This window comes from Nostoc sp. UHCC 0252 (assembly GCF_034931145.1).
Lineage (GTDB): Bacteria > Cyanobacteriota > Cyanobacteriia > Cyanobacteriales > Nostocaceae > Nostoc.
In genome coordinates, this window is the sequence record NZ_JAYGHE010000084.1 from 1 (window position 1) to 22,245 (window position 22,245).

The following is a 22,245-nucleotide window of genomic DNA, read 5'->3' on the forward strand; positions in this document are numbered from 1 at the left end:
AAAGAAGTCGGGGATCTGTGGCTGGCAATTCTCACCAATCAAATAGAATTGCTATAAGACTAATATTTTATTTTTGAAAAAACTCGGTACACTCCAAATAGGTTTCTTTCCTATTGTGTATCGCCTACACAAGTGATTTAAGCTTTAACCTTAGCTTTTGACCAGACACCGTTTTCATCTTCATCATATTGCTGATGAACAGACTCCCAGGCAGCTTGTTCAGCTGTAAATTCGTCATTTTTCTCGCTGAAGACAGTGTTATAGCGTTCAATGAATGTGCGTTGGGCATCATCAGAAAGATGAGCGCGAACTTCAGGAGACAAGTCTTCTGGGCCGTTGCACTGTCCAATACAAGGACGAGCAAAGGTTTTTTCAATCGTGTGAATTTCTTCGCCGCTAGCACTTTCGAGCAGCAATTGAAATTCGCCAGTGCGATCGCTCGGAACTTCTGCCATTACCAAGAACTCCCCAGCTTGTAAGCGGGTTTGGTAGATAGCGGCTTTTTCTTCTGGCATCCCCAAAGTAGTTAGAACCGATACTAAGCCAGCACCTGCACTACCTGCGATCGCTCCACTAGCAGCCCCTAGTAGCACTGCACCAATAGGCCCTGCTGCCACAATTGGCCCAACAAAGGGAATAAACAGTACACCTACACCCGTGAGCAAGCTGAGAAAGGAACCAAACAAGGAACCAAAAACTGCCCCTGTTCTCAATCCTCCCAGAATCACATCTTTTTTACTAATAAAGCCAGCGATTCTAGTTTCTGACTGGAAGTTTCTACCCATGACCGAAATATGATCTCTAGGTACACCCCTGTCTAGTAAACGTCTAATCACATCATCAATTTGCTTCTGTTCTTTGAACACAGCAGAAATGGTACGTTCTGCTTTATATACTTCTGCCACTTAAATACTCCCTGTATTATGTTGTTTTTACAATAAAGATCATAAAGAGGTAGATGTAAGAAAATTAACTTCTTCACAGCAGTTAGAAGGAGGATGATTCCCCCTTCTAACTGGTTTCACAAGACACCTATACCCGAATGTTTTGAGCTACACACCTACAGGAGTCTTAGCCCCTTCTGCTGGCTGTTTGCCGTCTGGGCCTAGTGCTTCGCCTTCAATGAATGAACGCAGCATCCAAGCCATTTCTTCATGCTGTTCCATCAGTCCAGTCAGAAAGTCAGCAGTTCCCTGATCGTGGAATTGGTCGCCAGACTGATCCACGTGGTCTCTTAAATTACGAATAACCTGTTCGTGATCACTCACGAGATTAGCTACCATCCCTGTTGCTGTGGGAACATTACCGGCATGTTCCTTGAGGGTAGCAATCTTGAGAAATCCTTCCAATGAGCCAACTGGATAACCGCCCAAAGCACGAATCCGTTCTGCCAAAGCATCAATATTTAGAGTCAGCTTTTCGTAGTGTTCTTCCCAAAGTTGGTGCAAAGAGCGGAACTGAGGCCCAACGACATCCCAGTGATACTTTTTGGTTTTTACCAGCAGTAGATAGGCATCTGCCAAATCTTGATTTAACAGATTAATTACACCTTGACGCTGTTCTTCAGTCAAACCAATGTTTATCGCACGCATTGTTTTTCCATCCCTAAGCAAACTTATTTACTAACTTCTCAAATTTCATATACATTCCACATCAACCAAAGGAAACATTATGAGCTTAAAATAATTACCATATTCATAATTATGCCTATGTCTTAATAGGTAGTATGATGCCAATAATCTAGTCAGGTTAGGAATTATGCAAAACTACTAGACGCGTTTGGTGCGATACCCTGCGGGAAGCCGCAACTCTTGGAGACGCTTTGCGTAGCTTGCTTCTTTGTACGAGTATTACCAGAAAATAAAGTTTTAGGCTATTTTTTGTGTAAGTCCTGCTAATCTTTAACGCAATACGGTTTAGTTAAGGTTAAAAACTATAACTGGCGTAGGTTGGGTTGAGGAACGAAACCCAACATCATCAAGGCTTTGTTGGGTAACGCTTAAGCTCAACCCAACCTACTACTCTTTTTAACCCAAGAGTATTGGTCTTTAACGAACTTTATTTTTAAGCTCCAAACAATTAGTAATGGGTGACTGCTTTTACGCAATCACCCATCACTACCAAAAATTACTAGAACTATTAATTTAGTTACTTACCTGTAACTTTCTCCAACACATTCTTTATATTTTCTTCCACAGTGGTTGCACTCTGGGAATTTTCTGGACGTTTCTGCTGTTCAATATCAGCAGCACCCTGAACCTCATTTAGTCCTTCGTTAGTTTCTTTTTGAGTCTTTCTCAATCCTATTGGTGGTGCTTTACCGGCTTCGTCTGTTTTGCGTTGAATGTCAAGCAGTTGTGTAGTACCTTCGGTAGAGTCACTTTGGTAGCTATCCATCGCAAAAGCAGGAAAGGCATTAGATAAAAGAAGTATAGCGCAAGTAAAACCTACAACTAGAAAACGCACTGGACTTAAGATAGATAAAACAGAAGCAATTTTCTTCATTTGAAATCCTCAATAACAGCTTTAACAACGCAGAACTTTGATTGAGAGAACGGAAGCTTATAACTTTAATTTGGCAAAAATTTGAGCAATAATAAAACTAGCAAGCTACCTTCAATCTGGAAGTTCTTGTATAATTAGCTTGACGAAGAAATTATCTTTGTATTTCTGCATCGAATTAATCAGGCATAATTAAGTAAATACCGTCTTAATTCTGTAGCAATATTACATTTTATATTGACACTCTTCTCTTCAAGCTCCTTATTTCTACTTGTACTTGGAAAATACTAAAGTCTGCATCAATCTCTAGAATGAACTTTCCTATATCTATGGTTAGAAGAAAATCAGTCTCTAGACATATCGACCTAATATAGTTGTGGCAGCATGAATCTAATATTTATGTTCAGTTAGCTCGACTTTATCCAATTAAAGGACTTTCATGAACTATGCACCTTAGAGGATGTTTGTAAAGTATAAATTTCTTATATAAGAATCGCATTTTATTCCTGAAATTATTTGCTGGTAGGCAAGAGGCAATATTCACGTTGATACACAACATGAATATTTTGTATAGTGCGTAAGTACTAAACAATATAAAAATTATTCCTTTTTAATGTGGAAAGTAAAACTTTTATCAAACAGAATTCAGGAGTCAGGAGTCAGAATACAGGAAAGGTATTCTTTATGACTGGCGGATGAATAATTGGGTTTAAGACCCCCACCAAATTGAAAATTTGGTGGTCTTCAATCAGTCGGGGATTCAGTCCCGCAACTGATTGATTCTGACTCCTGAATTCTGACTTCTGAATTCTTCTTCAATTAAAACAGATAAGTCTCCCTTATTACTTCTTCTATCGAACTTCCACGATGAAACATTTTTATTAATTCATGGGATCTAGTTTTTCGTTTCTCTAACAGCACTTTTAACGGCGTTAAATACTGAACATCTGGGTCATCTCCTAAAGCGAGTTCGGCTGCTTGCAAGACTTTTGTCGCATGCTCAAAAATATCCTTGTTGTCAAAGCCTTCTTTTGCAGAAATTTGATGTAATGCTGCATCGGGTACAGTTGCTCTACCCAGTAAGGTTTCATCTAATACCAAGCCTTTCAATAACGTCAGCAAAGCCGCGTAGATTAAAAAATTATCACAACTATCACAAGCCTTAAATTCAATGCGTCCCACTTCAGCCGGAATGCGGGCAATTTTTGTTAAGGAAGGTGTGCTATCAATTAGTTCTTCTTCTTTCTGAACAAAAACTAGGGTTGCTGGTCTTTTTCCGGTTCTGATAAACGTTCGTACCGATAACCCATCCCATAAACCTCCCTTGTAAAAAGGGGAACTATAACTAAAAGGGACGATATAAGGGCTGTAATAAGTTAGCTTTCTGCCGATATCAATCACAGCTTCAGTAGACAAATCTGCCACTGAAATATTTAAATCTGGCCCGTAAGACACCATGTGAATATTAGCAGTTTGTTCATCAGGATAAGCCTCTAGCTGTTTGAGTTCATAAGCGTTTAATGGGGGTTGAGGCTCAAAAGCCGGATTGTAGGGATTAAAACTGACCAGAACTGGTGATAAACCAAAGTTAGCAGCAACTTCACGGAGTAAGTGAAAACTTTCTGATAATTCTGTAATAGCGCCTTGAATATCAGAGTGTATAGTTGTTCTAATTTCAATGCCTTTAACATGACAGTCGATCACTTCATCGGTATCTGCAAATCTTTCAAATCCCTCAATGTACCATCTCTTCATCTTAATACCTGCATCACCTACACGCAGTTGAGGATAGTCACTGGGATATGTAGGTAGCTTTTCAATTATTTGATTAAAATCAGCAAATTTTGTGTGACAAAAATCAGCAAACTTTCCTTCTTTGTTTAGAAAAGCAACTTCATGTTCAATACCAAAAAAAAACATTATTAATACCTTAATTGTTTAGAGTTAACCTAATTTACCTAATAGATATAGCGGTTCTCGCATGGATGCAATACACTTTGGCCTCTCTCCAAACCTCTCTCCTAAAAGGAAAGAGGCTTTGAATCTTGCTCCCCTTCCCTACAAGGGAAGGGGCTGGGGGTTAGGTCTGTATTGGACTCAACCGAGAAGCCCTATATTTCCAAAAATTAAATATGCTTGAGCCACAAGTCTCGTAGGAGGTAGCACCAATATTTGAGATACTCCAATAAAATTCACTTTAACTATAAAAATTCTCAATAACGGCATAAATGGATTTTACCCTAAGATCGACTTTTGCGATTTGAAAACTTCTCTAATTTATTTTTCTCTGCTGCCCCACTATCTTCATCGTCGCTGGTTAGGGTAGCTTAGTAGTGACTGAGGAAAGCTTGAGACGTGAGTTTATGACAAGTACCGTTCAATCCCCCTACAGCAACGAACAGATTGCCGCTTGGTTGCGTGGGCTGCTCACCATTGCTTGGGCAGATGGTAATTTTGATGCCCAAGAACAGGAGTTAATTGCCAGCATCACCAAAAATGAATTAGCTCCTAAGATTAAATGCGAATCACTAGAGGTAATTACGCCAGAAGAATTAGCCGCAGTGTTGGGTAAAGCTACACCAGCCGCAGAAAATTTCTTAAGGACAGCAGTGATGGTAGCGATCGCAGATGGTACTTATTCTTCTAGCGAAGATCAGGTTCTGCATCAGTTCTGCCAAGCCTTAGAACAGCCAGAGGATTTACTAGAAGCCCTTCGCCACACCCTAGAACATCCACAGCAACTTACTCCTGCGATCGCCAGCCCTGGACTTACAAAGCGTCAAATTGACGCACTACACCCCCTACGCGATTGGCTGGATCGGCTAGATATCCAAGACCCAAGGGTAGCCCGCTTTTTGTGTAAAATGATTCCCTCTCAGTGTCCCTTTGAGCGGGATGTCACTTTATTTGGACGCAAGATTGTCCACATACCGCCAATGTGTAAAATTAACCCCTTGTATGAGCAACTGGTAGGCTTACGTTTCCGCGCCCTTTCCTATCTGGCAGATAAATGTGGTGAAGATGTTTCACCATATATTTAGTTAAAGTGGAGAGTGAGGAGTTATAATTTTTAACTCCTAATTCCTAACTCCTCACTTTTCACTATTACTTAAGTATGCAATTTATCGACCAAGCAAAAATTGAAGTTGAAGCTGGTAAAGGCGGCGATGGTATTGTTGCCTTCCGGCGAGAGAAATATGTGCCGACTGGTGGCCCTTCTGGTGGTAATGGGGGACGAGGCGGTTCGGTCTTTTTCGTTGCCGATGAAAACCTCCAAACCTTACTAGACTTCAGATATAATCATCGCTTTCAGGCAGAAAAAGGGACTCGTGGCGGGCCAAATAACTGCACAGGGGCAGGAGGAAAGGATTTAATTATCGAAGTTCCCTGCGGTACAACCATTTATGATGCTGAAACTGGCGAATTATTAGGGGATTTAACTGAGCCTCAGCAGACTTTGCTGATCGCTCAAGGTGGTAAAGGCGGGCTAGGAAATCAGCATTTCTTGAGTAACCGTAACCGCGCCCCAGAATACGCCCTCCCAGGATTACCAGGGGAAATAAAGCAGCTGCGCCTGGAGTTAAAACTTTTGGCAGAAGTTGGGATTATTGGCTTACCAAATGCTGGTAAATCTACTTTAATTTCATCTTTATCAGCTGCACGTCCCAAAATCGCAGACTACCCTTTCACTACCTTGATCCCAAATTTGGGTGTAGTGCGGAAACCTACTGGTGATGGTACTGTTTTCGCTGACATTCCCGGACTAATTGAGGGAGCATCTCATGGTGCAGGGTTGGGACATGATTTCTTGCGCCATATCGAGCGCACACGAGTGCTACTTCACTTGATTGATGCCACTAGTGATGATGTGATTAGAGATTACAACACAATTAAGGAAGAATTACAAGCTTATGGACGGGGTTTAGCAGAACGTCCGCAAATTTTGGCACTGAACAAAATTGATGCAGTTGATCGGGAAACTGTCGATTTAGAGGCGTTAGCTACCCAACTTAATCATCTCTCTTACGCCCCAGTTTTTATAATTTCAGCAGTTACCCGCACCGGGTTAGAGCCTATGTTACAAGAAATCTGGGGAATTCTCGACCAAATGAAAGTTCCCCAAGAAGTGGAGGCATTGAGATAATTTGTAGTTACTACTTAATTGATAGAAAAGAGCAAATATAGATGATTTAAAAAACAACATCTGTTGTAGGGACAATTCATAAATTGCCCCTACAGGGAAGCTCTATTATCATCAACTAGTGATTAGTCAAAACCTAAAACGACGCATTTAAGTTGATACACAACATAATTCTTTTATAACCTTTGTAAATCTAATCGTAATAAAAGCTCTTAAAATTACGAATTACGTTCGCGTAGCGTGCCGGAGGCTCTATTACGAATTACGAATTATCTTGAATCAGGGGAATTTTAATCACAAACTCAGTGCCTTGTCCTGGCTGAGAAATGCATTTTAAGGAACCGCCATGTCTTTCTGTAATTATCTGGTAGCTGATGGCAAGTCCCATTCCCGTCCCTTTGCCGATGGGCTTAGTGGTAAAGAAAGGGTTAAATAATTGTTTTTTAACATCTTCTCTTATTCCTGATCCATTATCAGCAATCTTAATTGTTACCTGATTTGGCTCTTGTAGTTGAGTGCAAATGCTAATTGTCGGAATTGGGCATTGGTTATTCCTCTTATCTCCCTTACCGCCACTCTCTACTCTCTCTTCTAAAGCATCGATCGCATTTGACAAAATATTCATGAATACTTGGTTTAGCTGCCCAGCGTAACATTCAATCAAGGGTAGTTTGCCGTATTCTTTGATTATTTTAATTGTTGGGTGTTGGTTATTACCCTTGAAGCGGCTTTGCAGAATCATCAAAGTACTGTCGATTCCCTCATGGATATCAACAGCTTTCATGTCGGCTTCATCCAAGCGCGAAAAAGTTCGCAGGGAAAGTACAATCTCTCGAATGCGATCTGCCCCAACTTTCATTGAGTTGATTATTTGCGGTAAATCTGATTTCAAAAAGTCTAGTTCGATTCGTTCTGCAAAATCCTTAATTTCTGGCACGGGTTCAGGATAATGACTTTGGTAGAGTTGCAAAAGTGAAAGTAAATCTTGAGTGTATTCCTTAGCAGGGCTGAGGTTGCCATAAATAAAATTGACCGGGTTGTTGATTTCGTGTGCCACTCCTGCGACCAGTTGACCCAAGCTGGACATCTTTTCACCTTGAACTAACTGAGTCTGGGTGTTTTGAAGTTCGCGGAGTGTAACTTTAAGTTCTTCGGCTTGTTGTCGTAGTTGTGCTTCCGACTTTAGCAGGGCTTCTTTGGCTTGTTTAGCTTCTGTAATATCCCTAGCAACAGCTACTTGGCAGAATGGCTCTCCTGTTTCAGGGTCTTTAACCATGAATATGTTGCTATCAGTAGGAATTTCTATGCCCGTTTGAAAATGTCTATAGCAAAGCTCACCTTGCCAGAAACCATGTTGAGACATCAAAGGAAGAATGTGCTGTAAAAACTCTGCAAAAGCTTCTGGTGGATGAAAATTATCCATAGACTTGGTTTTGGCTGCTTCTAGGCTACTAAGCCCCACCATCTTGAGTCCGGCAGGGTTCACATAGAGAACTTCCCCTTCCATTGAAGCAATGCCAATAAAGTCGTTGCTATTTTCAACCAACGCTACCAATTTTTGCTGTTCCTCTTCGGCTCGTTTGCGTTCTGTAATGTCTAACACCATTGAGGCCACGCCAACTACCTGACCATCAGGGGCTACTAATGAGTTGTTATACCACTCACAGACCATTATCCGGCCATCTTTAGTGATGTTCTCGTTGAGACTAAAACTGCCTCCACGTTGGGTTAAAAGGGCTGTAATGATTTCATTTATGTGCTTTCTGGCGTTTTCAGGTATTATGCTCTCAAAACGATTCCCCAGCATTTCCTCTGTGGTGTAGCCAAAGATTCTTTCTGCTGCCCGATTCCATGTTTGAATCTCAAAGTTGGTATTCCATTCAATAATGGCTAAAGGTGTTTGTTCAATCAGCAATGCCAATCTTTGCTGTGAAGCTTTAAGTTCTGCCTCTGCTTGCTTGTATTCGGTAATGTCCCGAAAATACCAAATCCTACCATAATCGTCTCCTAAAGAAGATGTCTGATCACAAGCTCCTTGGTGTTTACGCACGGGTGCAGAATAGCGCTCAAAAATCTTTCCAGACTTCAGGAAAATTTCATCACGGCTAGTTTCTTCTGGATGTTGGTAAAGATACTCCACCTTAGCTACAAATTCTTCTGGATTTACTAGTTTGTCTAGTACCCATTCGAGGAGTTGGCGATCGTCATGTGTTTGGAGAACTGCCGCAGGTATTTGCCATAGCTGGGAGAATTTCTGATTGGATGATGTCACTGTACGATTTTCATCAATAATCAGAATTCCATCGATGGAAGCTTCTTGTTGAGCTTGCAGTACAGCATTAATGCGGTGTAGGTCTTTCTCTGCTTGTTGGCGTAAGCGCAGTATGGCTTGCTGTTCGCTAACGTCGCAAAGTAACCAACGCCAGCCGACTTGCTGACCCTGTGAATCATACATCGCAACCATCTTGGCACTAGCAGGAAAGGCTGTACCTCCTCGTGACTTTAGAGAGACTTCCCAATCCTGTATTTGCTGCAAATTTGCCAGTTTGCTCATGAAGGTTTTGCGGTCTGATTCAGCGATAAACAGGATAAATGGTTTACCTATCAGATGATTTTGTCTTACAGATAGTAAGGCTGCGGTTATATAGTTAGCCTCTTTGATGATGCCGGCGACATCGGTCACTAAGTAAGCATTTGGGGCGAGTTCAAATAAATCCTGGTAACGCTGATGCTCTAATTCTGCTGTTTCACGAGCGATCGCTAATTCTTTATTTTGTTGGCGCAGTTCTTCTTCAATTACCTGGAGTTCTTCTAGGGTTTCCCGAAGTGCCTCACAAGTTTGCATCAGATCAGTAATATCGGTAACTGTGTTACTCACACCAACAACTTTATCAGCTTCATTCGGTAAAATGATGTCTCGAATGCTACCCACTAGAAATTTATTACCAGTCTCATCTTCAAAGCAAGACTTTTTGGTAGAGATGAGATGGCTTATACCGTGAGCATCGATAAAAAGCTCCTGGTTCTCATTAGTAATATTTGTGGTGAAAACTTGTTCATCTTTTTGTCGAAATGCATCAGCTTCTGCTTGAGGAAAAAAATCGTAGTCTGATTTGCCAATTAATTCTTCTCGGCTATGACCTATGAAATTACAGTAGGTATCGTTAAATAATACCCAGCGATGTTGACGGTCTTTGACAAAAAAGGGGTCAGATATGGCATTGACCATCTGATGCAGAAATGCCGGAGAGAAGTTTTGCTGCTGCGTGTTGTGTTTTTGCGCGGGGTTATCTAAGAATTTAGGATTGTTCATACTGAAATTTATCTTTAAAAATTTAGCAATAAATAAACCTCTCCCTGGTTTTAATACTTAAAACCTTTCCTCTGAGATTCTGAGAGGGATACACTTGGATGGAAGTTTAAGGTAAGGCGAGATTTGTTGAACTCACGTTTATTTAGCTCCGTGTGTGTTGTGTGTCAGCACAAGTAGTCTTTATTATTCCCAGACTAAATATGGATGCAACAAGCAAACCCATCCTTAACTTCTGGTGTTGCCGGGTTTTTAGAAGTAGCAGAATTGATACAAAAGCTTAAAAGCCTTGCTTATCGGTAAAAAAACGGAGTTAGACTAGAATTGCAGGGTAAAATCAGAGGAAAATTATGATGAGCGATCGCGACTATACATTAATCATTGACAAAAGTGGTAGTATGTCCACGCCTGACCAAGTAGGTGGTAGAAGTAGATGGGAGATCGCCCAAGAGTCTACTCTGGCTTTGGCAAGAAAGGCCGAACAGTTTGACCCCGATGGCATCACTGTTTATGTATTTTCCGGTAGATTTAAACGCTACGATGATGTCACCTCAGCGAAAGTTGCACAGATATTTCTTGAAAATGACCCGGCTGGGACAACAAACTTAGCAGGTGTACTTCAAGATGCGCTTAATAACTACTTTCAACGCAAAGCAGCCGGTAAAAGCAAGCCAAATGGAGAGACAATTTTAGTCATCACCGATGGTGAACCAGACGATCGCAAAGCTGTGTTTGAAGTCATCATTCATGCCACTCGCCAGATGGAACGTGATGAAGAATTAGGAATTTCGATCATTCAAGTGGGTTCAGATGCCCAAGCAACTAAGTTCCTCAAAGCTTTGGATGACCAGTTGCAAAGTGTTGGTGCTAAATTTGATATTTGTGACACGGTTACTTTAGATGACTTAGAAGAAATGAGTCTTGTAGATGTGTTGACGAACGCAATCACTGATTAACGCATATATCAGCCCCAAGTCCAATAATTCTTAACTTTTAACTGGAGAATTGAATAATGCTAGAAAATCGTGATTACACCTTAATTATTGACAAAAGCGGCAGCATGGCAACCCAAGATCAAAAAGGTGGTAGAAGTAGATGGTTTGCTGCACAGGAATCTACTTTAGCTTTAGCTAGCAAGTGCGAACAATTTGACCCAGATGGTATCACTATTTATGTATTTTCTGGGAAATTTAAGCGATATGAAAATGTCACATCCAGTATAGTAGGGCAAATTTTTCGAGAAAATGACCCCTCTGGGACAACAGACTTGGCGAGTGTATTGAAACACGCGACTGATGACTACTTGCAACGCAAAGCAGCCGGTCAAACAAAGCCAAATGGTGAAACAATTTTAGTTATTACTGATGGTGAACCAGACGATCGCAAAGAAGTGATGAAAGTAATTATTGAAGCTTCTCGCCGCATCGATCGAGATGAAGAATTAGCCATTTCTTTCATTCAAGTCGGCACAGATCCACAAGCTACTCGTTTTTTGAAAGTCTTAGACGATGAACTCCAAAGTGCTGGCGCTAAATTTGATATTTGTGACACAATTACTATGGAAGACATGGAAGATATGAGTTTATCAGAAGTGCTACTCAATGCCATTAATGACTAGCTATACTATTTACTAGGAATTACAAAAATGGATTCCCTCGATAAGCTGTTAGCTGAACTCCAAACTGAATACAAAGAAGTACAACCACAACAGCAGCCAAAATCAATCACAGCTAAATCTTTCATTCCATCATTGCCAAAATCGGCATCTTTCATGGATAACCTTTTGGCAGAAGTTAAGGCTGATTTTGCACAAGAAGATGCTGCTATTGAGTTAAAAAAACAGCAAGAACTAGAACAAGAAAAAATTCGACAAGAACAGCTCAAAGCCAAACAACTAGAGGCTTTGAAAGTGGAAGCAAAAGAATGGTTAGCCAAAGTAGATCCACTTTCGTCAGAAGGACTTTGGTTTGAAAGGTTTGCTGAAAGTTACCCTTCAAAATTAGAGGCAGCGATTGAGTATTTAAGAAACAACGAATGAACATCTCTGAAGACGAATGTAGAGACACAAAATATTGTGTCTCTACTAGGATTTAAGGTAATTTTTAGATTATAGATTTTGGATTGGGAATTGCCTTCTCTGTCTACGTTTTATTAATCCATCATCGTAATCATTTTTAAAATCGGTATATTTATTATTTATATTTATGGGCCAATACGCTTGGGTTGAGAAGAATAGTAGGTTGGGTTGAACTTTAGTGTTACCCGACAAAGCCTTGATAATGTTGGGTTTCGTTCCTCAACCCAACCTACACCAGTTTTATTTTTTATTAAGTTAATTGTATTGATTTACGGGCTTTATTATTGCCTTTTGTCTCCTTAACTATGCTTAATATTGATGGTGATTTGTGAGAGCTAAATGTTGAACAGCCCATTCATGCATAGCATAGAGAATTGGTTGCAAAGTCTCGCCTAAAGGTGTTAGTGAATATTCTACTTTTGGGGGAATTTGGGGATAAACTTCTCGATGAATAATGCCGTCTTGCTCCATTTCTCTGAGTTGTTGGGTTAGCATTTTTTGTGTAACTCCAGGTAAAGCCCGTTGCAATTCACCGAACCGTTTTACGCCAGTCATTAGTTCTCTAATAATCAACACTTTCCAGCGTCCACCAATTACCTTTAGGGTAGTTTCTACTTCACAAGTCAGCCTGAGATTGTTTTCTGCTTCAGCTTTCATAGTTAGTTTTTACGAAGTAGCTAATTAGTGCTTGTTTTAGGTCTTCCATAATTTATATGGGGATAGCATTTCAGAGAAGGCACTGTGGAATTAATTTGAAAGAGGTAAGAGGCAAACCTCTTACCTTGGAAAGTAGATGTTTTTTTAACATTAGATATTCAACGATATCTATATTACGTAGCTACCAACTCAGAATCGATTTCTGACGACGGCGCACTATCTTGGACTAGCGATCGCGTTTCACCCTTACGCTGGAGTATACCGCCAACCATTCCTAACACGGCGTTTACTTTGCGGATTCGCCACATATCTACAAGTTTTTCCACTTTAGCAGCAGGCATCCGTCGCATCATTGCTTCGTAGAGATAGGCTGCATGTCCAGTTTCATCTTGAGCAATACTTAGCATTCCTAACTTCAAGTTACGACTGGTTGGGTCATTATCAGGTAATACTTTCGCCATTCGCGCAAAGTCTTTACTAGCATCTAACTCTAGAATGTATGTGCTAGCCATAAACACATCCCAATCAATGACAGTCGGTTTTAGCTGTTCTTGAGTGTAGCCTTCAAAGAATGCTGCGAAAAAGGGACTACGCTGCTGTGATTTGTTTGTGGTTGTAGTTTGGGGTTGACGCTTAAAATCTATAACTTCTTTATTCAACTGTTGTAAGGCGTGGGCAAAAATTTTACCATGTCTAGTTTCATCGGACGCGTGTTTTGTCAGTTTTTTGGCTAGCCATGTATCGCCTTCGGCTGCGGCGCGATCGCTAAGTGTAGATAAAAACGGCACAGAACCAGATTCAGCAAAATAAAATCCCGCAAGGATGTTGGGACGGGTTTTTAAATCACGAATTTGAGTAGCAGAGTAATAGGCAAAAGCACCTGAACCAGCTAAATGCAGAATGTGAGTTAAAAAGTTCATCAGAAATTGCCACTGATAATTAGAAGGCCACAATTCTTATACTAATGTGTATTTTCTATTCGGTTGCCGTCTGAGGATTTTACTGGTTGGAATTTTGGATTGCCTGTGGCAGTATGTCAAAGGTTAGAGTTAATAAATAAATATATCTCGTCGTTTTGCTAATATCATTCCACAGAGGTAATGCAGGTGAGTTTGGATGGAGAAATTAATTAAACCAGTGCGATTTTGGCTTTGTGCAACTATCATAATTTTGGGTTTGATAGGTTGCGATCGCTTTATCGGTACTTCTGGAGAACCAGTTGAGCGTGTGAGTGATGGCGACACTATAGTAGTTAAAGATAGCAGTGGTAAAAACTTTACCGTGCGCTTTGCTTGTGTAGATGCGCCAGAAATCGCCCATACCAACAAAGAAAAGCAGAGTAAACGGATTAGCGATCGCAATCAATTTACTTGGGGTGTGAAAGCCCAAGAACGGGTACAACAGCTTGTGCAACAAGGAGGCGATCGCGTGACTTTGAATATCACAGATAGCGATCGCTATGGACGCAAAGTTGCCGAAGTTCGTTTACAAAATGGCACTTTTGTGCAGCAAGTATTGTTAAAAGAAGGATTGGCAAAAGTCTATCGTCCTTATTTAAACAAGTGTCCTAGCAAAGACTTAATTCAACAAGCTGAAGCTGAAGCCAAGGAACAACGCCTTGGTATTTGGAGTGACACTAAATTCGTTAATCCTTGGGAATATCGCACTCTATCAAAAAAATAAAACAGGAGTCAGAATTCAGGAGTCAGAATTCAGAAGTGGTGAATACTCTATGCATAAAGTCCCCCTATTCCTCTTTCCAAGTTTGCAGTTGAAAATAAACTAATACCAGCGTTACTGCTAGTAACACCGTTGCTGCTGCTGCTGCATAACCAAAATCAAACTGACCGAAAGCCTCTTGATAAATGTAGTAAACCAGCAAATTAGTCGAATTCAATGGGCCACCGCCAGTCATCACAAAAACTTGCTCAAAACTCCGTAATGTAAAAATCGCGGTAGTGATGATTGCAAATATCATAGTAGGGCGCAATCCAGGCAGAGTAATATACCAAAATTGTTGCCAAGCATTTGCTCCATCCAAATCTGCTGCTTCATAACGACTAGGAGGAATTGCTTGCAACCCGGCTAAAAAAACTACCATATTGAAACCCAGTTGTTTCCAAATGCTCATTAAAATAATTACTGGCATTGCCCAAAATGTGTCTCCTAGCCAGGCTATATCTGGAATGCCGAAAAAATCTAAAAGTCCGTTAACCGGCCCTGGTGTTTGAAACAGCCAACGAAATCCTAAACCGGCTGCCACAAGTGAAATAATTGAAGGTAAAAAATAGGCACTCCGTAGAATGCCCCGCAAAGGAATAGAGCGGTTTAATAGGACTGCCAATCCCAAGGAGATAACTAAACTGGGAATGATGGTAGCAACAGTAAAATAAAAGGTGTTACCCAGAACTTGCCAGAAGTCGGGATCGATTAGCAAGCGCCAATAGTTTTTTAAGCCTATCCAATAAGTACCTTTTAAGGTGAAACTACCAGCAGTAAAGCTGAGGTAAAACAAATAAGCGATCGGCCAAATGACAAAAACGCCTAGTAATATTAGTGCTGGTGTGAGAAAAGTCCAGGCGGCAGCTGTATCATTATCCAACCATGACTTAGTAGTATATATTTTTTTTTGCATCTATAATTTTCCCTCTTAGCTGTTTACGATCCTTTGCCCTGATTCTACCCTTAGCTTGGTTTCTCTCAGGATTAGCGATGTCTACGACGGGCTACGCCTACGCTTGGGTAAGCTCTTGGTTCATAATTATCTCAGTGGTTAGCGGTGGTCAGATCCCCGACTTCTTGAAGGATACAGCTGGCGAATAGGGGGTCTTACCCCCTAGAAAAGGTAGGTGCAGCAAATAAGAAGATACAAGCAGTAGAGTATCTTCTTTTAACTGCGTATGACACTGCATCCTGTGAATCAATGGGAAATACCAGCACAGACAGCAAAAATAGCACGTGCGTCATTCCCAAAAGGAAATATGTATATGAAAATGTACGACGAATTGGGAGTGTTATACGCAGATAGAGAATTTGCTGCCTTATTTCCCACCATATATGGCAAATCAGCAATGTCGCCAGGAAAGTTGGCACTGATCACAGTCATGCAATTTGCGGAAGGATTAAGCGATAGACAAGCAGCAGATGCAGTCAGGAGTCGAATTGACTGGAAATATGCACTTGGGTTAGAGATCACAGATTCAGGATTTGATTGTAGCGTGTTAAGCGAATTTCGCGCTCGATTATGTAAGCATGGTTTCTCTAACAAACTGTTAGATTTGATGTTAGTAAAGTTTCAAGAAAAACAACTTATCAAACAGCGAGGGAAGCAACGAACAGATTCAACACAAGTAATAGCAGCAATTCGACAACTAAATCGATTAGAATTGGTAGGAGAAACTATCAGAGCCTCCCTCAACTCGATAGCAGAAGTAGCACCATCATGGTTGAAAGCAATTATTAGTGATGAGTGGTTTGAGAGATACAGTGATAGATTTGATAATTACCGCTTACCAAAAGACAAAAAAGAACGGTCAGAATTAGCACTAAAGATTGGATTTGATGGACATTATCTCCTGCATCATATTTGGTTTAGTAGTGAGAAACAAGGCAATTTATGTGAATTGGATAGTGTCGAGACATTAAGAAAAATTTGGATGCAGCAGTATACATTTGACCAAAATGGATTAGTCTGGCGAGACCCAGACCTGACGGGATTACCACCAAATTCAATTTGTATTGAATCCCCCTATGATATCGAGGCTCGCAATAGTAGCAAACGCGAGATAAATTGGACGGGATATAAAGTACATCTTTGTGAAACCTGTGATGAGCAAACTCCAAATCTAATTACGCATGTAGAAACAACAGCAGCCACAACTCCTGATGGGGAAATCACATCGATGATTCATCAACATTTGGCGCAAAAAGACTTGCTACCACAGGAGCATTATGTGGATGCCGCTTATGTAGATGCCTATCAATTAGTTGAAAGTAATCAAGCTTATCAAGTTTCACTGGTAGGGCCGGTGGCTGTTGATACGAGTTGGCAAGCTAAGTTAAAAACAGGTTTTGATGTCAGTGCGTTTGTGATTGATTGGGACAAACAAGTTGCCATCTGTCCACAAGGAAATTCCAATCGTTTATGGCGTACTGCCCGTGACTCTAATCATAATCCCTTAATTGAAATTGTTTTTGACCGCCAGATTTGTGCTGCTTGTCCGGTGCGAAATCTTTGTACTTCCTCGGCTAGTGCCGCCCGCAAGATTAAGTTGCGACCGCGTGACGAATATCAGGCACTTGTGGAACGTCGTCATCAACAACAAACTCCACAGTTTCAACAAAACTATGCACGTCGAGCTGGTGTTGAAGGTACTATTTCCCAAGCTGTCGGCAGATTTGATTTGCGACGAACACGATATTTTGGACTAGCCAAAACACATCTACAACATATTGCCACTGCTTGTGCAATCAATTTAAGTCGGTTTTTTGACTGGTCTAATCATGCTACTCCGGCTCGCACTCGTACTAGTTCTTTTGCTAGATTACGTGTTCATTGTGCTTAAATGACAAGTCCTAAATTCATGAGCATTTGTTTTCCAAGGACACTTAAAAGTGCCTTGGAGAAGAAATGATCATGCTCAAAAAGTTGCGCTTCAAATAAGCGCAACTTTTTGAGATGACTTGTTGATTGTTAATTCCCAACGCCAGTTGACTTTTGTAGGGTCTTACCCCCTATTCGCCAGCTGTATCCTTGAAGAAGTCGGGGATCTCGTAGCCCAGGAAAATCAATGCGATAGACCACTACTTGGAGTCTTCACTTAAACATCGCTATTTTCTGCAAACTCAAACCAATCCCAAATGCAATTTTAACGCCGCATCAATTAATACCATCATTTCTTCGTTTAAACTACCTAATACTTCACCAGTAATTCGTTGTTTAGAAATTGTTCGTACTTGCTGCGCCTGTACTTTAGAAGGCTTTGTTAAACCACTAATCTCTGGATTCAGCAGAACTTCAAAGGGATAAACACGGCTCATATCATGTCCGGCAAATTACTTGTGATATGTCATTGCGAGTGCAACGAAGTGGAACGAAGTGGAACGAAGTGGAACGAAGCAATCGCAAGGGTTTTGGGATTGCTTCACTTCGTTCGCAATGACAATTATTTAACCGGACATGATATCACATTAGAAGTAAGCGGTAAAATTGTCACAGTGGTAGCAGCACTATTACTTATATCATTACTGACAATTAGCACTGGACGACGTTTACCCATTTCTGAACCCATCACCGGACTAAGATTTGCGTAATAAATATCACCCTTACGGGTTCGGCAGTCGCTACAACGGGGGGAACCCCCGCAACGCGCTACCTCACCACGTTTCATCTGTTAAACCATCTGCCATTGTCACATCCCAATCGTTATCAACTTCAGCAGATGCTTCTCGGTAAGCTGCCTCTAATTCTCGGTTTCGCAGCAATTCTAATGCTTCTTCAATTACTTGAGAACGAGATTTACATCCTTTATTCCGTTTGTAGTTTTCGACAAACTCCACTAAAGATGGTGGTAAGGAAATAGAGAGTTTTTCTACATTCATCTTCCTACCAATTAGTAGCAAAAATAATTCGTACTAATATACTAGCTTAATCTCAAGTCAGTAAATCGATGCTGTGGAATAGCTGAACTTTTTAGACATCGCCTGGGTAAGCTCTTAGTTTATAATTATCTCTAGTTGGCTTAACTCTCATTTCCAATTGTCCACAAATACCAACTAAATTGAATAACAAGATAACTGACTGAAAAGAGTCCCCAAAAACTGCGGAATCCAGAACTTAATAAGTATAAAACACCAGCAAGCCCTAGCAGTAAAACAGTAATTGCTAATATTTTAGTTACCTTAAATATAAAACGGTAGTTCTTTTCTCGGTAATTTTTTGTAGTGGATGAATTATTTAAGTTAGTGTGGCGCTGTTTAGCATCTTTTTGGGGCAAATATTCAAGCTTCTTCTGTTCGCGTTTTAATTTCTCTTGTTCCTGTCTCTGCCTTAGCTGCTCTGTTTCTTGCTTTTGCCGAAATTCACTTTCTTTTTGCGTAAGAATAGGACGTTCAATTTGTTCAATATCTTCATCTTTCAACCCTAATGACTGTTGAAAATCTTTTAGACTATTACAAACGTGGTTACTAAAGGGGTACTCAGCTTTGATTGCATAGCGAAATCTTTGCTCATACTGCTGTAATTTTTGGTGATATTCTGCTTTTTCTTGTCTTCGTTGTTTTTCTGCTTCCTGTTGTTTCTGGTATTCTGTTTCTGAAGATTGTTTAAGAATAATTGCTTCGATCGCAGCTATTTCCGCATCATTTAGTTCTAAAATTCGTTGAAAGCGCTGTAGTTCTTCACGAGTAACATCACTGAGAGGATATTCAAACTGCATCGACTCTCTAAACACCTCTTCATACTGTTGCAGCTTTTGCCGATGTTCCTCGATCGCAGTAATAATTCGATTTTCAATTGCAGCAACATTCCGAGCAGTCAGATTCAACGCTTGATGACGTTGCGTTAGTTGAGAGCGTTTGAAAGCACTGAGCGGATATTCTTGCTGAATCGCCTCTGTAAACTCTTGCTCATATTGCCGCAAGTTTGCTTGATGTGTTTCAATCTCCGCATTAATCCGCCTCTCGATCGCACCCACATCCCCCTCACTCAACCCCAACGTCTGCCACGTTTGCTGCAACTGCTTGCGTGTCACCTCATCAGGATAATGCTGGCGCTGCGTCGCCTTCACAAATGCCTGCTCGTACTGCTGGAGTTTTTGATGATAGCTTTCAATCTGCGTTGTGATTTGCGCTTCAATTGGTGCAACATCTACATCCGCCAGTCCCAAGCGCTGCTGCTGTTGGCGTAAATCATTCCGGGTTGCCTCGCTAAGAGGATATTCTTGCTGCGTGGCAGTAAAAAACAGCCGTTGGTAGTCCTGGAGTTTTTGGTGATATGCCTCTACCTCAGCCGTAATCTGAGATTCTATCGCGGAAATATCAACATTTGCAAGCTCTAATTGCTGCTGAGTTTGCCGTAAGCGATCGCGGCTTGCTGCACTCAGGGGAAACTCCTGTCGCAGTGCCGTTTTAAACGCCTGCTGATATGTTTGCAGGTTTTGCTGATGTGTCTTAAACCGTGCAGTCACCTTTGCCTCAATTGGCATCGTGTCCTCATTCCGCAGCCCCAAAATTTGCTGGAGATTTTGCAGATCGTGGCGATCGCTATCTGTAATTGTCTCGTCTCGCTCCAGTAGTTCAGTAAACACCTGCTGATACTGCTGGAGTTTTTCGCCAAACTCCTTGCGATACGGTTCCAACACCTCATCTTCGATCGCCTTCGCCTCAGTTGTCTCCAATCCCAAGCGAGTCTTCTGATAATCTAATGTGCGACGACCAACAAGAGAAATTTCGCCTCGGTGAATAAATCGCGCTACCTCTTTACGGTATCGCTGTCTGGGATCACCCGGAGCCACTTTTGCCAGTCGAATCTTAAAGCCTTCTCGAATTGCATAGATTTCCGGCTTCATCGCAGGCTGAAGTTCTCGCACCTTCTGACTGGCGTATTCATGGAGTTCATCGATGGAGATAAACTCATCTTGATCGCGATCGGCTTCGCCCGACTTGATACCTTCAACCAAAAAACGAGTGTAAATCGATAAATCTTGCCCCTCTTGCTCAAAGGAATATTGAGTCGAAGTAGAAGAAGTCAACACGGCTCGTCCTTCACCGCCTAACTGCTCCCGGATGTCAATCATGCCGTCATCTTTAGCAGACATACCCTCAGCAAACGCGCCACTAAAGCAGCTATCAAGGATCACCACTTGCCGCCGGGAGCGACTTTCGCTCATGCGATCGTGAATAAAATTGGCAGACACCGACGTTGAGCGAATCAATTCGCCCTGCTGCGTCTTACTGGTGTTGCGAGTCGCTAGATACAGCCTACCGCGATCGTCTTTAATACCGTGTCCCGAAAAATACAGCAACAGCAAATCATCTTTGTGCCGTCCAGAGAATAGCGTTTCGATCGCCATTTCTACAACTTGTCGTTCAGGATTTTTTAGCAGGGTAATATCTGACGCAGCAAACCCGCCCATATCTAGATGTAGCAGCACCTCGTACACGGCTTCCACATCTTTAACTGCACTAGGCAACGGGTTCAGCCCTGGCTCATACTCACTGACCCCAATCAGCAATGCTACCTTTGCCATTTAACTCACCTATACTGCAATCAAATCCTCTGCGGCTTTAATTTGTATGTTGTTTTCTTCATACCAAGTATTAGAATATCACTTATATCAATTGGACAAGTTATAAGTTATTTATAAATAGGACTTACGCAAAATATCTTTCAAACTCCTATTTCTCCGTGTCCTCTGTGCCTCTGTGGTTCGTTATTCCCTAACTCTTGCGTAAGTCCTAATAAAGTAAATATTAAGTAGGGTGTGTTACGGCTGTTTAGGAATTTGAGGGTTTGAGAAAGTCTAATTTAGCCGTAACGCACCATATTTTTAGGTGCGTTACGCGCTGCTTTAACGCCACTACAATTTTAGGTTTACTTTATAAATGGTCTCTTATAAGCTAAATCTTTACCCACGACTTAGTATATATTTTTGGCATCTATAATTTTTCCTCTTAGTTAGCTGTTATGACCCTCCGCCTTGATTCTACCCCTAGCTTGGTTTCTCCCAGTATTAGCAATTGCCAACTAGTCGCCCCTTTAAAACTGGGAATTATGGCTTCTGGGAATGGCAGCAATTTCGATGTAGTTGCTCAAGCTATCCAAGATGGGCGGCTAAATGCCCAAATTCAAGTTTTAATTTACAATAACCCCTCAGCAAAAGCAGCCGTAAGAGCAGCTAATAGAGGTGTTGAAGCTGTTTTATTGAATCACCGCAACTATAAAATTCGAGAAGAGTTGGATGAAAAGATTGTGCAGACATTGCGGCACTATGATGTGGAATGGGTAATTTTGGCGGGTTGGATGCGATTGCTAACGTCAGTTTTCATGGATGCCTTTCCTGACAAAATTATTAATATCCATCCTAGTTTGTTACCTAGTTTCAAGGGAATCCATGCTGTTGAACAAGCCTTAGCATCTGGGGTAAAAATCACCGGTTGTACAGCACATATAGCTTGTTTAGAAATGGACAGTGGCCCAATCTTGATGCAAGCCGCAGTACCAGTATTGCCGGATGATACAGCAGAAACACTCCATGCCAGGATTCAAATTCAGGAACATCGAATTTTACCATTAGCGATCGCTCTAGCAGCTTCTTCATCAAAAGCTACACTCAGTCCAAGTTAAGCTAGTTTAGATACCTTATATCTTGCACCAGGCGACTAGAAGTCGCGGCTACACGAGACAAAACCTGCCTCCGCAGGTTGAAAAGCCTTGGTTTTGTGTTAGTCCGCGCAGGCGGACTTCGTTTGTATAGCCGCGATTTCTAATCGCTAGGGCTAGGTGCAAGATGTGAGCCTCCCACGGGCGCGATGAACGCTCCCGCAAAATATGAAACT

General features: G+C 41.3%; 20 protein-coding genes. 8 read left to right on the forward strand and 12 right to left on the reverse strand.

Translation table 11 applies throughout. The annotated features are described in order from the left end of the window. Positions 1 to 137: 137 nt before the first annotated feature. From VB732_RS30320 to VB732_RS30335, 4 genes are all read right to left on the reverse strand, one after another. Complete coding sequence (locus tag VB732_RS30320) at positions 138 to 905, reverse strand: ChaB family protein (protein WP_323234566.1); 768 nt, start codon at positions 903 to 905, stop codon at positions 138 to 140. 147 nt (positions 906 to 1,052) lie between these two features. Further along, positions 1,053 to 1,592, reverse strand: coding sequence for a Dps family protein (locus VB732_RS30325; protein WP_323234567.1), 540 nt, complete (start codon positions 1,590 to 1,592; stop codon positions 1,053 to 1,055). 556 nt (positions 1,593 to 2,148) lie between these two features. Continuing rightward, positions 2,149 to 2,505: a hypothetical protein gene (locus VB732_RS30330; protein ID WP_323234568.1), complete on the reverse strand. Its 357-nt coding sequence runs from the start codon at positions 2,503 to 2,505 to the stop codon at positions 2,149 to 2,151. Between the two features lie 816 nt (positions 2,506 to 3,321). Then, positions 3,322 to 4,422 carry a glutamate--cysteine ligase gene (locus tag VB732_RS30335; RefSeq protein ID WP_323234569.1) on the reverse strand — a complete coding sequence of 367 codons (1,101 nt, stop codon included), beginning with the start codon at positions 4,420 to 4,422 and terminating at the stop codon, positions 3,322 to 3,324. A 443-nt stretch (positions 4,423 to 4,865) separates the two neighbouring features. Here VB732_RS30335 and VB732_RS30340 point away from each other — a divergent pair, with 443 nt between their 5' ends. Together VB732_RS30340 and obgE are read left to right on the forward strand one after the other, a co-directional pair. Further along, entirely contained in the window at positions 4,866 to 5,543 is a 678-nt protein-coding gene (locus tag VB732_RS30340; protein WP_323234570.1) for a Mo-dependent nitrogenase C-terminal domain-containing protein, read from the forward strand. Positions 5,544 to 5,617: 74 nt separating this feature from the next. Beyond that, positions 5,618 to 6,646 (forward strand): GTPase ObgE, encoded by a 1,029-nt coding sequence (gene obgE / locus VB732_RS30345; RefSeq protein WP_323234571.1) that lies wholly within the window; start codon positions 5,618 to 5,620, stop codon positions 6,644 to 6,646. A gap of 259 nt (positions 6,647 to 6,905) precedes the next feature. Here the strand turns inward: obgE and VB732_RS30350 are convergent, their stop codons facing one another. Beyond that, positions 6,906 to 9,956 (reverse strand): PAS domain S-box protein, encoded by a 3,051-nt coding sequence (locus VB732_RS30350; RefSeq protein WP_323234572.1) that lies wholly within the window; start codon positions 9,954 to 9,956, stop codon positions 6,906 to 6,908. Between the two features lie 347 nt (positions 9,957 to 10,303). On the opposite strand from VB732_RS30350, the gene VB732_RS30355 reads away from it, so the two are divergent. From VB732_RS30355 to VB732_RS30365, 3 genes are read left to right on the forward strand one after another with little or no spacing between them, the layout of a single operon-like run. Further along, complete coding sequence (locus tag VB732_RS30355; protein WP_323234573.1) at positions 10,304 to 10,909, forward strand: VWA domain-containing protein; 606 nt, start codon at positions 10,304 to 10,306, stop codon at positions 10,907 to 10,909. 56 nt (positions 10,910 to 10,965) lie between these two features. Further along, a complete protein-coding gene (locus tag VB732_RS30360; RefSeq protein WP_323234574.1) occupies positions 10,966 to 11,571 on the forward strand; it encodes a VWA domain-containing protein in 606 nt (201 codons plus the stop codon). Positions 11,572 to 11,598: 27 nt separating this feature from the next. Then, positions 11,599 to 11,991, forward strand: coding sequence for a salt stress protein, Slr1339 family (locus VB732_RS30365; protein WP_323234575.1), 393 nt, complete (start codon positions 11,599 to 11,601; stop codon positions 11,989 to 11,991). A 348-nt stretch (positions 11,992 to 12,339) separates the two neighbouring features. Here the strand turns inward: VB732_RS30365 and VB732_RS30370 are convergent, their stop codons facing one another. Both VB732_RS30370 and VB732_RS30375 read right to left on the reverse strand, forming a co-directional pair. Further along, on the reverse strand, positions 12,340 to 12,687 hold the full coding sequence (locus tag VB732_RS30370; protein WP_323234576.1) for a helix-turn-helix domain-containing protein: 348 nt from the start codon (positions 12,685 to 12,687) through the stop codon (positions 12,340 to 12,342). A 173-nt stretch (positions 12,688 to 12,860) separates the two neighbouring features. Continuing rightward, complete coding sequence (locus VB732_RS30375; protein ID WP_323234577.1) at positions 12,861 to 13,607, reverse strand: ferritin-like domain-containing protein; 747 nt, start codon at positions 13,605 to 13,607, stop codon at positions 12,861 to 12,863. 196 nt (positions 13,608 to 13,803) lie between these two features. Between VB732_RS30375 and VB732_RS30380 the strand changes: the two genes are divergently transcribed. After that, a complete protein-coding gene (locus VB732_RS30380) occupies positions 13,804 to 14,370 on the forward strand; it encodes a thermonuclease family protein (RefSeq protein WP_323234578.1) in 567 nt (188 codons plus the stop codon). A gap of 64 nt (positions 14,371 to 14,434) precedes the next feature. Here VB732_RS30380 and VB732_RS30385 read toward each other — a convergent pair whose 3' ends face one another. Further along, complete coding sequence (locus VB732_RS30385; RefSeq protein WP_323234579.1) at positions 14,435 to 15,322, reverse strand: sugar ABC transporter permease; 888 nt, start codon at positions 15,320 to 15,322, stop codon at positions 14,435 to 14,437. A 265-nt stretch (positions 15,323 to 15,587) separates the two neighbouring features. Here VB732_RS30385 and VB732_RS30390 point away from each other — a divergent pair, with 265 nt between their 5' ends. Beyond that, entirely contained in the window at positions 15,588 to 17,252 is a 1,665-nt protein-coding gene (locus VB732_RS30390; protein WP_323234580.1) for an IS1182 family transposase, read from the forward strand. A gap of 280 nt (positions 17,253 to 17,532) precedes the next feature. Here the strand turns inward: VB732_RS30390 and VB732_RS30395 are convergent, their stop codons facing one another. The 4 genes from VB732_RS30395 to VB732_RS30410 all read right to left on the reverse strand — a co-directional run bounded on the left by VB732_RS30395 (position 17,533) and on the right by VB732_RS30410 (position 20,936). Then, the gene (locus VB732_RS30395; protein ID WP_323234581.1) at positions 17,533 to 17,727 is read right to left on the reverse strand and encodes a type II toxin-antitoxin system PemK/MazF family toxin; all 195 of its coding nucleotides are present in this window, start codon (positions 17,725 to 17,727) and stop codon (positions 17,533 to 17,535) included. Between the two features lie 125 nt (positions 17,728 to 17,852). Continuing rightward, complete coding sequence (locus VB732_RS30400) at positions 17,853 to 18,077, reverse strand: type II toxin-antitoxin system PemK/MazF family toxin (protein WP_323234582.1); 225 nt, start codon at positions 18,075 to 18,077, stop codon at positions 17,853 to 17,855. Further along, a complete protein-coding gene (locus VB732_RS30405; protein ID WP_323234583.1) occupies positions 18,064 to 18,288 on the reverse strand; it encodes a ribbon-helix-helix domain-containing protein in 225 nt (74 codons plus the stop codon). The genes VB732_RS30400 and VB732_RS30405 overlap by 14 nt, the downstream gene beginning before the upstream one ends. 140 nt (positions 18,289 to 18,428) lie before the next feature. Beyond that, positions 18,429 to 20,936: a caspase, EACC1-associated type gene (locus VB732_RS30410; RefSeq protein ID WP_323234584.1), complete on the reverse strand. Its 2,508-nt coding sequence runs from the start codon at positions 20,934 to 20,936 to the stop codon at positions 18,429 to 18,431. Between the two features lie 437 nt (positions 20,937 to 21,373). Between VB732_RS30410 and purN the strand changes: the two genes are divergently transcribed. Then, positions 21,374 to 22,033: a phosphoribosylglycinamide formyltransferase gene (purN, locus tag VB732_RS30415; protein ID WP_323234585.1), complete on the forward strand. Its 660-nt coding sequence runs from the start codon at positions 21,374 to 21,376 to the stop codon at positions 22,031 to 22,033. The last annotated feature ends 212 nt before the right edge of the window (positions 22,034 to 22,245 follow it).

Bases quoted from the DNA above. Each gene is read 5' to 3' on its own strand.
- VB732_RS30325 (WP_323234567.1), bottom strand. From the start codon at position 1,592: ATGCGTGCGATAAACATTGGTTTGACTGAAGAACAGCGTCAAGGTGTA.
- VB732_RS30330 (WP_323234568.1), bottom strand. From the start codon at position 2,505: ATGAAGAAAATTGCTTCTGTTTTATCTATCTTAAGTCCAGTGCGTTTT.
- VB732_RS30335 (WP_323234569.1), bottom strand. From the start codon at position 4,422: ATGTTTTTTTTTGGTATTGAACATGAAGTTGCTTTTCTAAACAAAGAA.
- VB732_RS30340 (WP_323234570.1), top strand. From the start codon at position 4,866: ATGACAAGTACCGTTCAATCCCCCTACAGCAACGAACAGATTGCCGCT.
- obgE (WP_323234571.1), top strand. From the start codon at position 5,618: ATGCAATTTATCGACCAAGCAAAAATTGAAGTTGAAGCTGGTAAAGGC.
- VB732_RS30350 (WP_323234572.1), bottom strand. From the start codon at position 9,956: ATGAACAATCCTAAATTCTTAGATAACCCCGCGCAAAAACACAACACG.
- VB732_RS30355 (WP_323234573.1), top strand. From the start codon at position 10,304: ATGATGAGCGATCGCGACTATACATTAATCATTGACAAAAGTGGTAGT.
- VB732_RS30360 (WP_323234574.1), top strand. From the start codon at position 10,966: ATGCTAGAAAATCGTGATTACACCTTAATTATTGACAAAAGCGGCAGC.
- VB732_RS30365 (WP_323234575.1), top strand. From the start codon at position 11,599: ATGGATTCCCTCGATAAGCTGTTAGCTGAACTCCAAACTGAATACAAA.
- VB732_RS30370 (WP_323234576.1), bottom strand. From the start codon at position 12,687: ATGAAAGCTGAAGCAGAAAACAATCTCAGGCTGACTTGTGAAGTAGAA.
- VB732_RS30375 (WP_323234577.1), bottom strand. From the start codon at position 13,607: ATGAACTTTTTAACTCACATTCTGCATTTAGCTGGTTCAGGTGCTTTT.
- VB732_RS30380 (WP_323234578.1), top strand. From the start codon at position 13,804: ATGGAGAAATTAATTAAACCAGTGCGATTTTGGCTTTGTGCAACTATC.
- VB732_RS30385 (WP_323234579.1), bottom strand. From the start codon at position 15,322: ATGCAAAAAAAAATATATACTACTAAGTCATGGTTGGATAATGATACA.
- VB732_RS30390 (WP_323234580.1), top strand. From the start codon at position 15,588: ATGACACTGCATCCTGTGAATCAATGGGAAATACCAGCACAGACAGCA.
- VB732_RS30395 (WP_323234581.1), bottom strand. From the start codon at position 17,727: ATGAGCCGTGTTTATCCCTTTGAAGTTCTGCTGAATCCAGAGATTAGT.
- VB732_RS30400 (WP_323234582.1), bottom strand. From the start codon at position 18,077: ATGAAACGTGGTGAGGTAGCGCGTTGCGGGGGTTCCCCCCGTTGTAGC.
- VB732_RS30405 (WP_323234583.1), bottom strand. From the start codon at position 18,288: ATGAATGTAGAAAAACTCTCTATTTCCTTACCACCATCTTTAGTGGAG.
- VB732_RS30410 (WP_323234584.1), bottom strand. From the start codon at position 20,936: ATGGCAAAGGTAGCATTGCTGATTGGGGTCAGTGAGTATGAGCCAGGG.
- purN (WP_323234585.1), top strand. From the start codon at position 21,374: ATGACCCTCCGCCTTGATTCTACCCCTAGCTTGGTTTCTCCCAGTATT.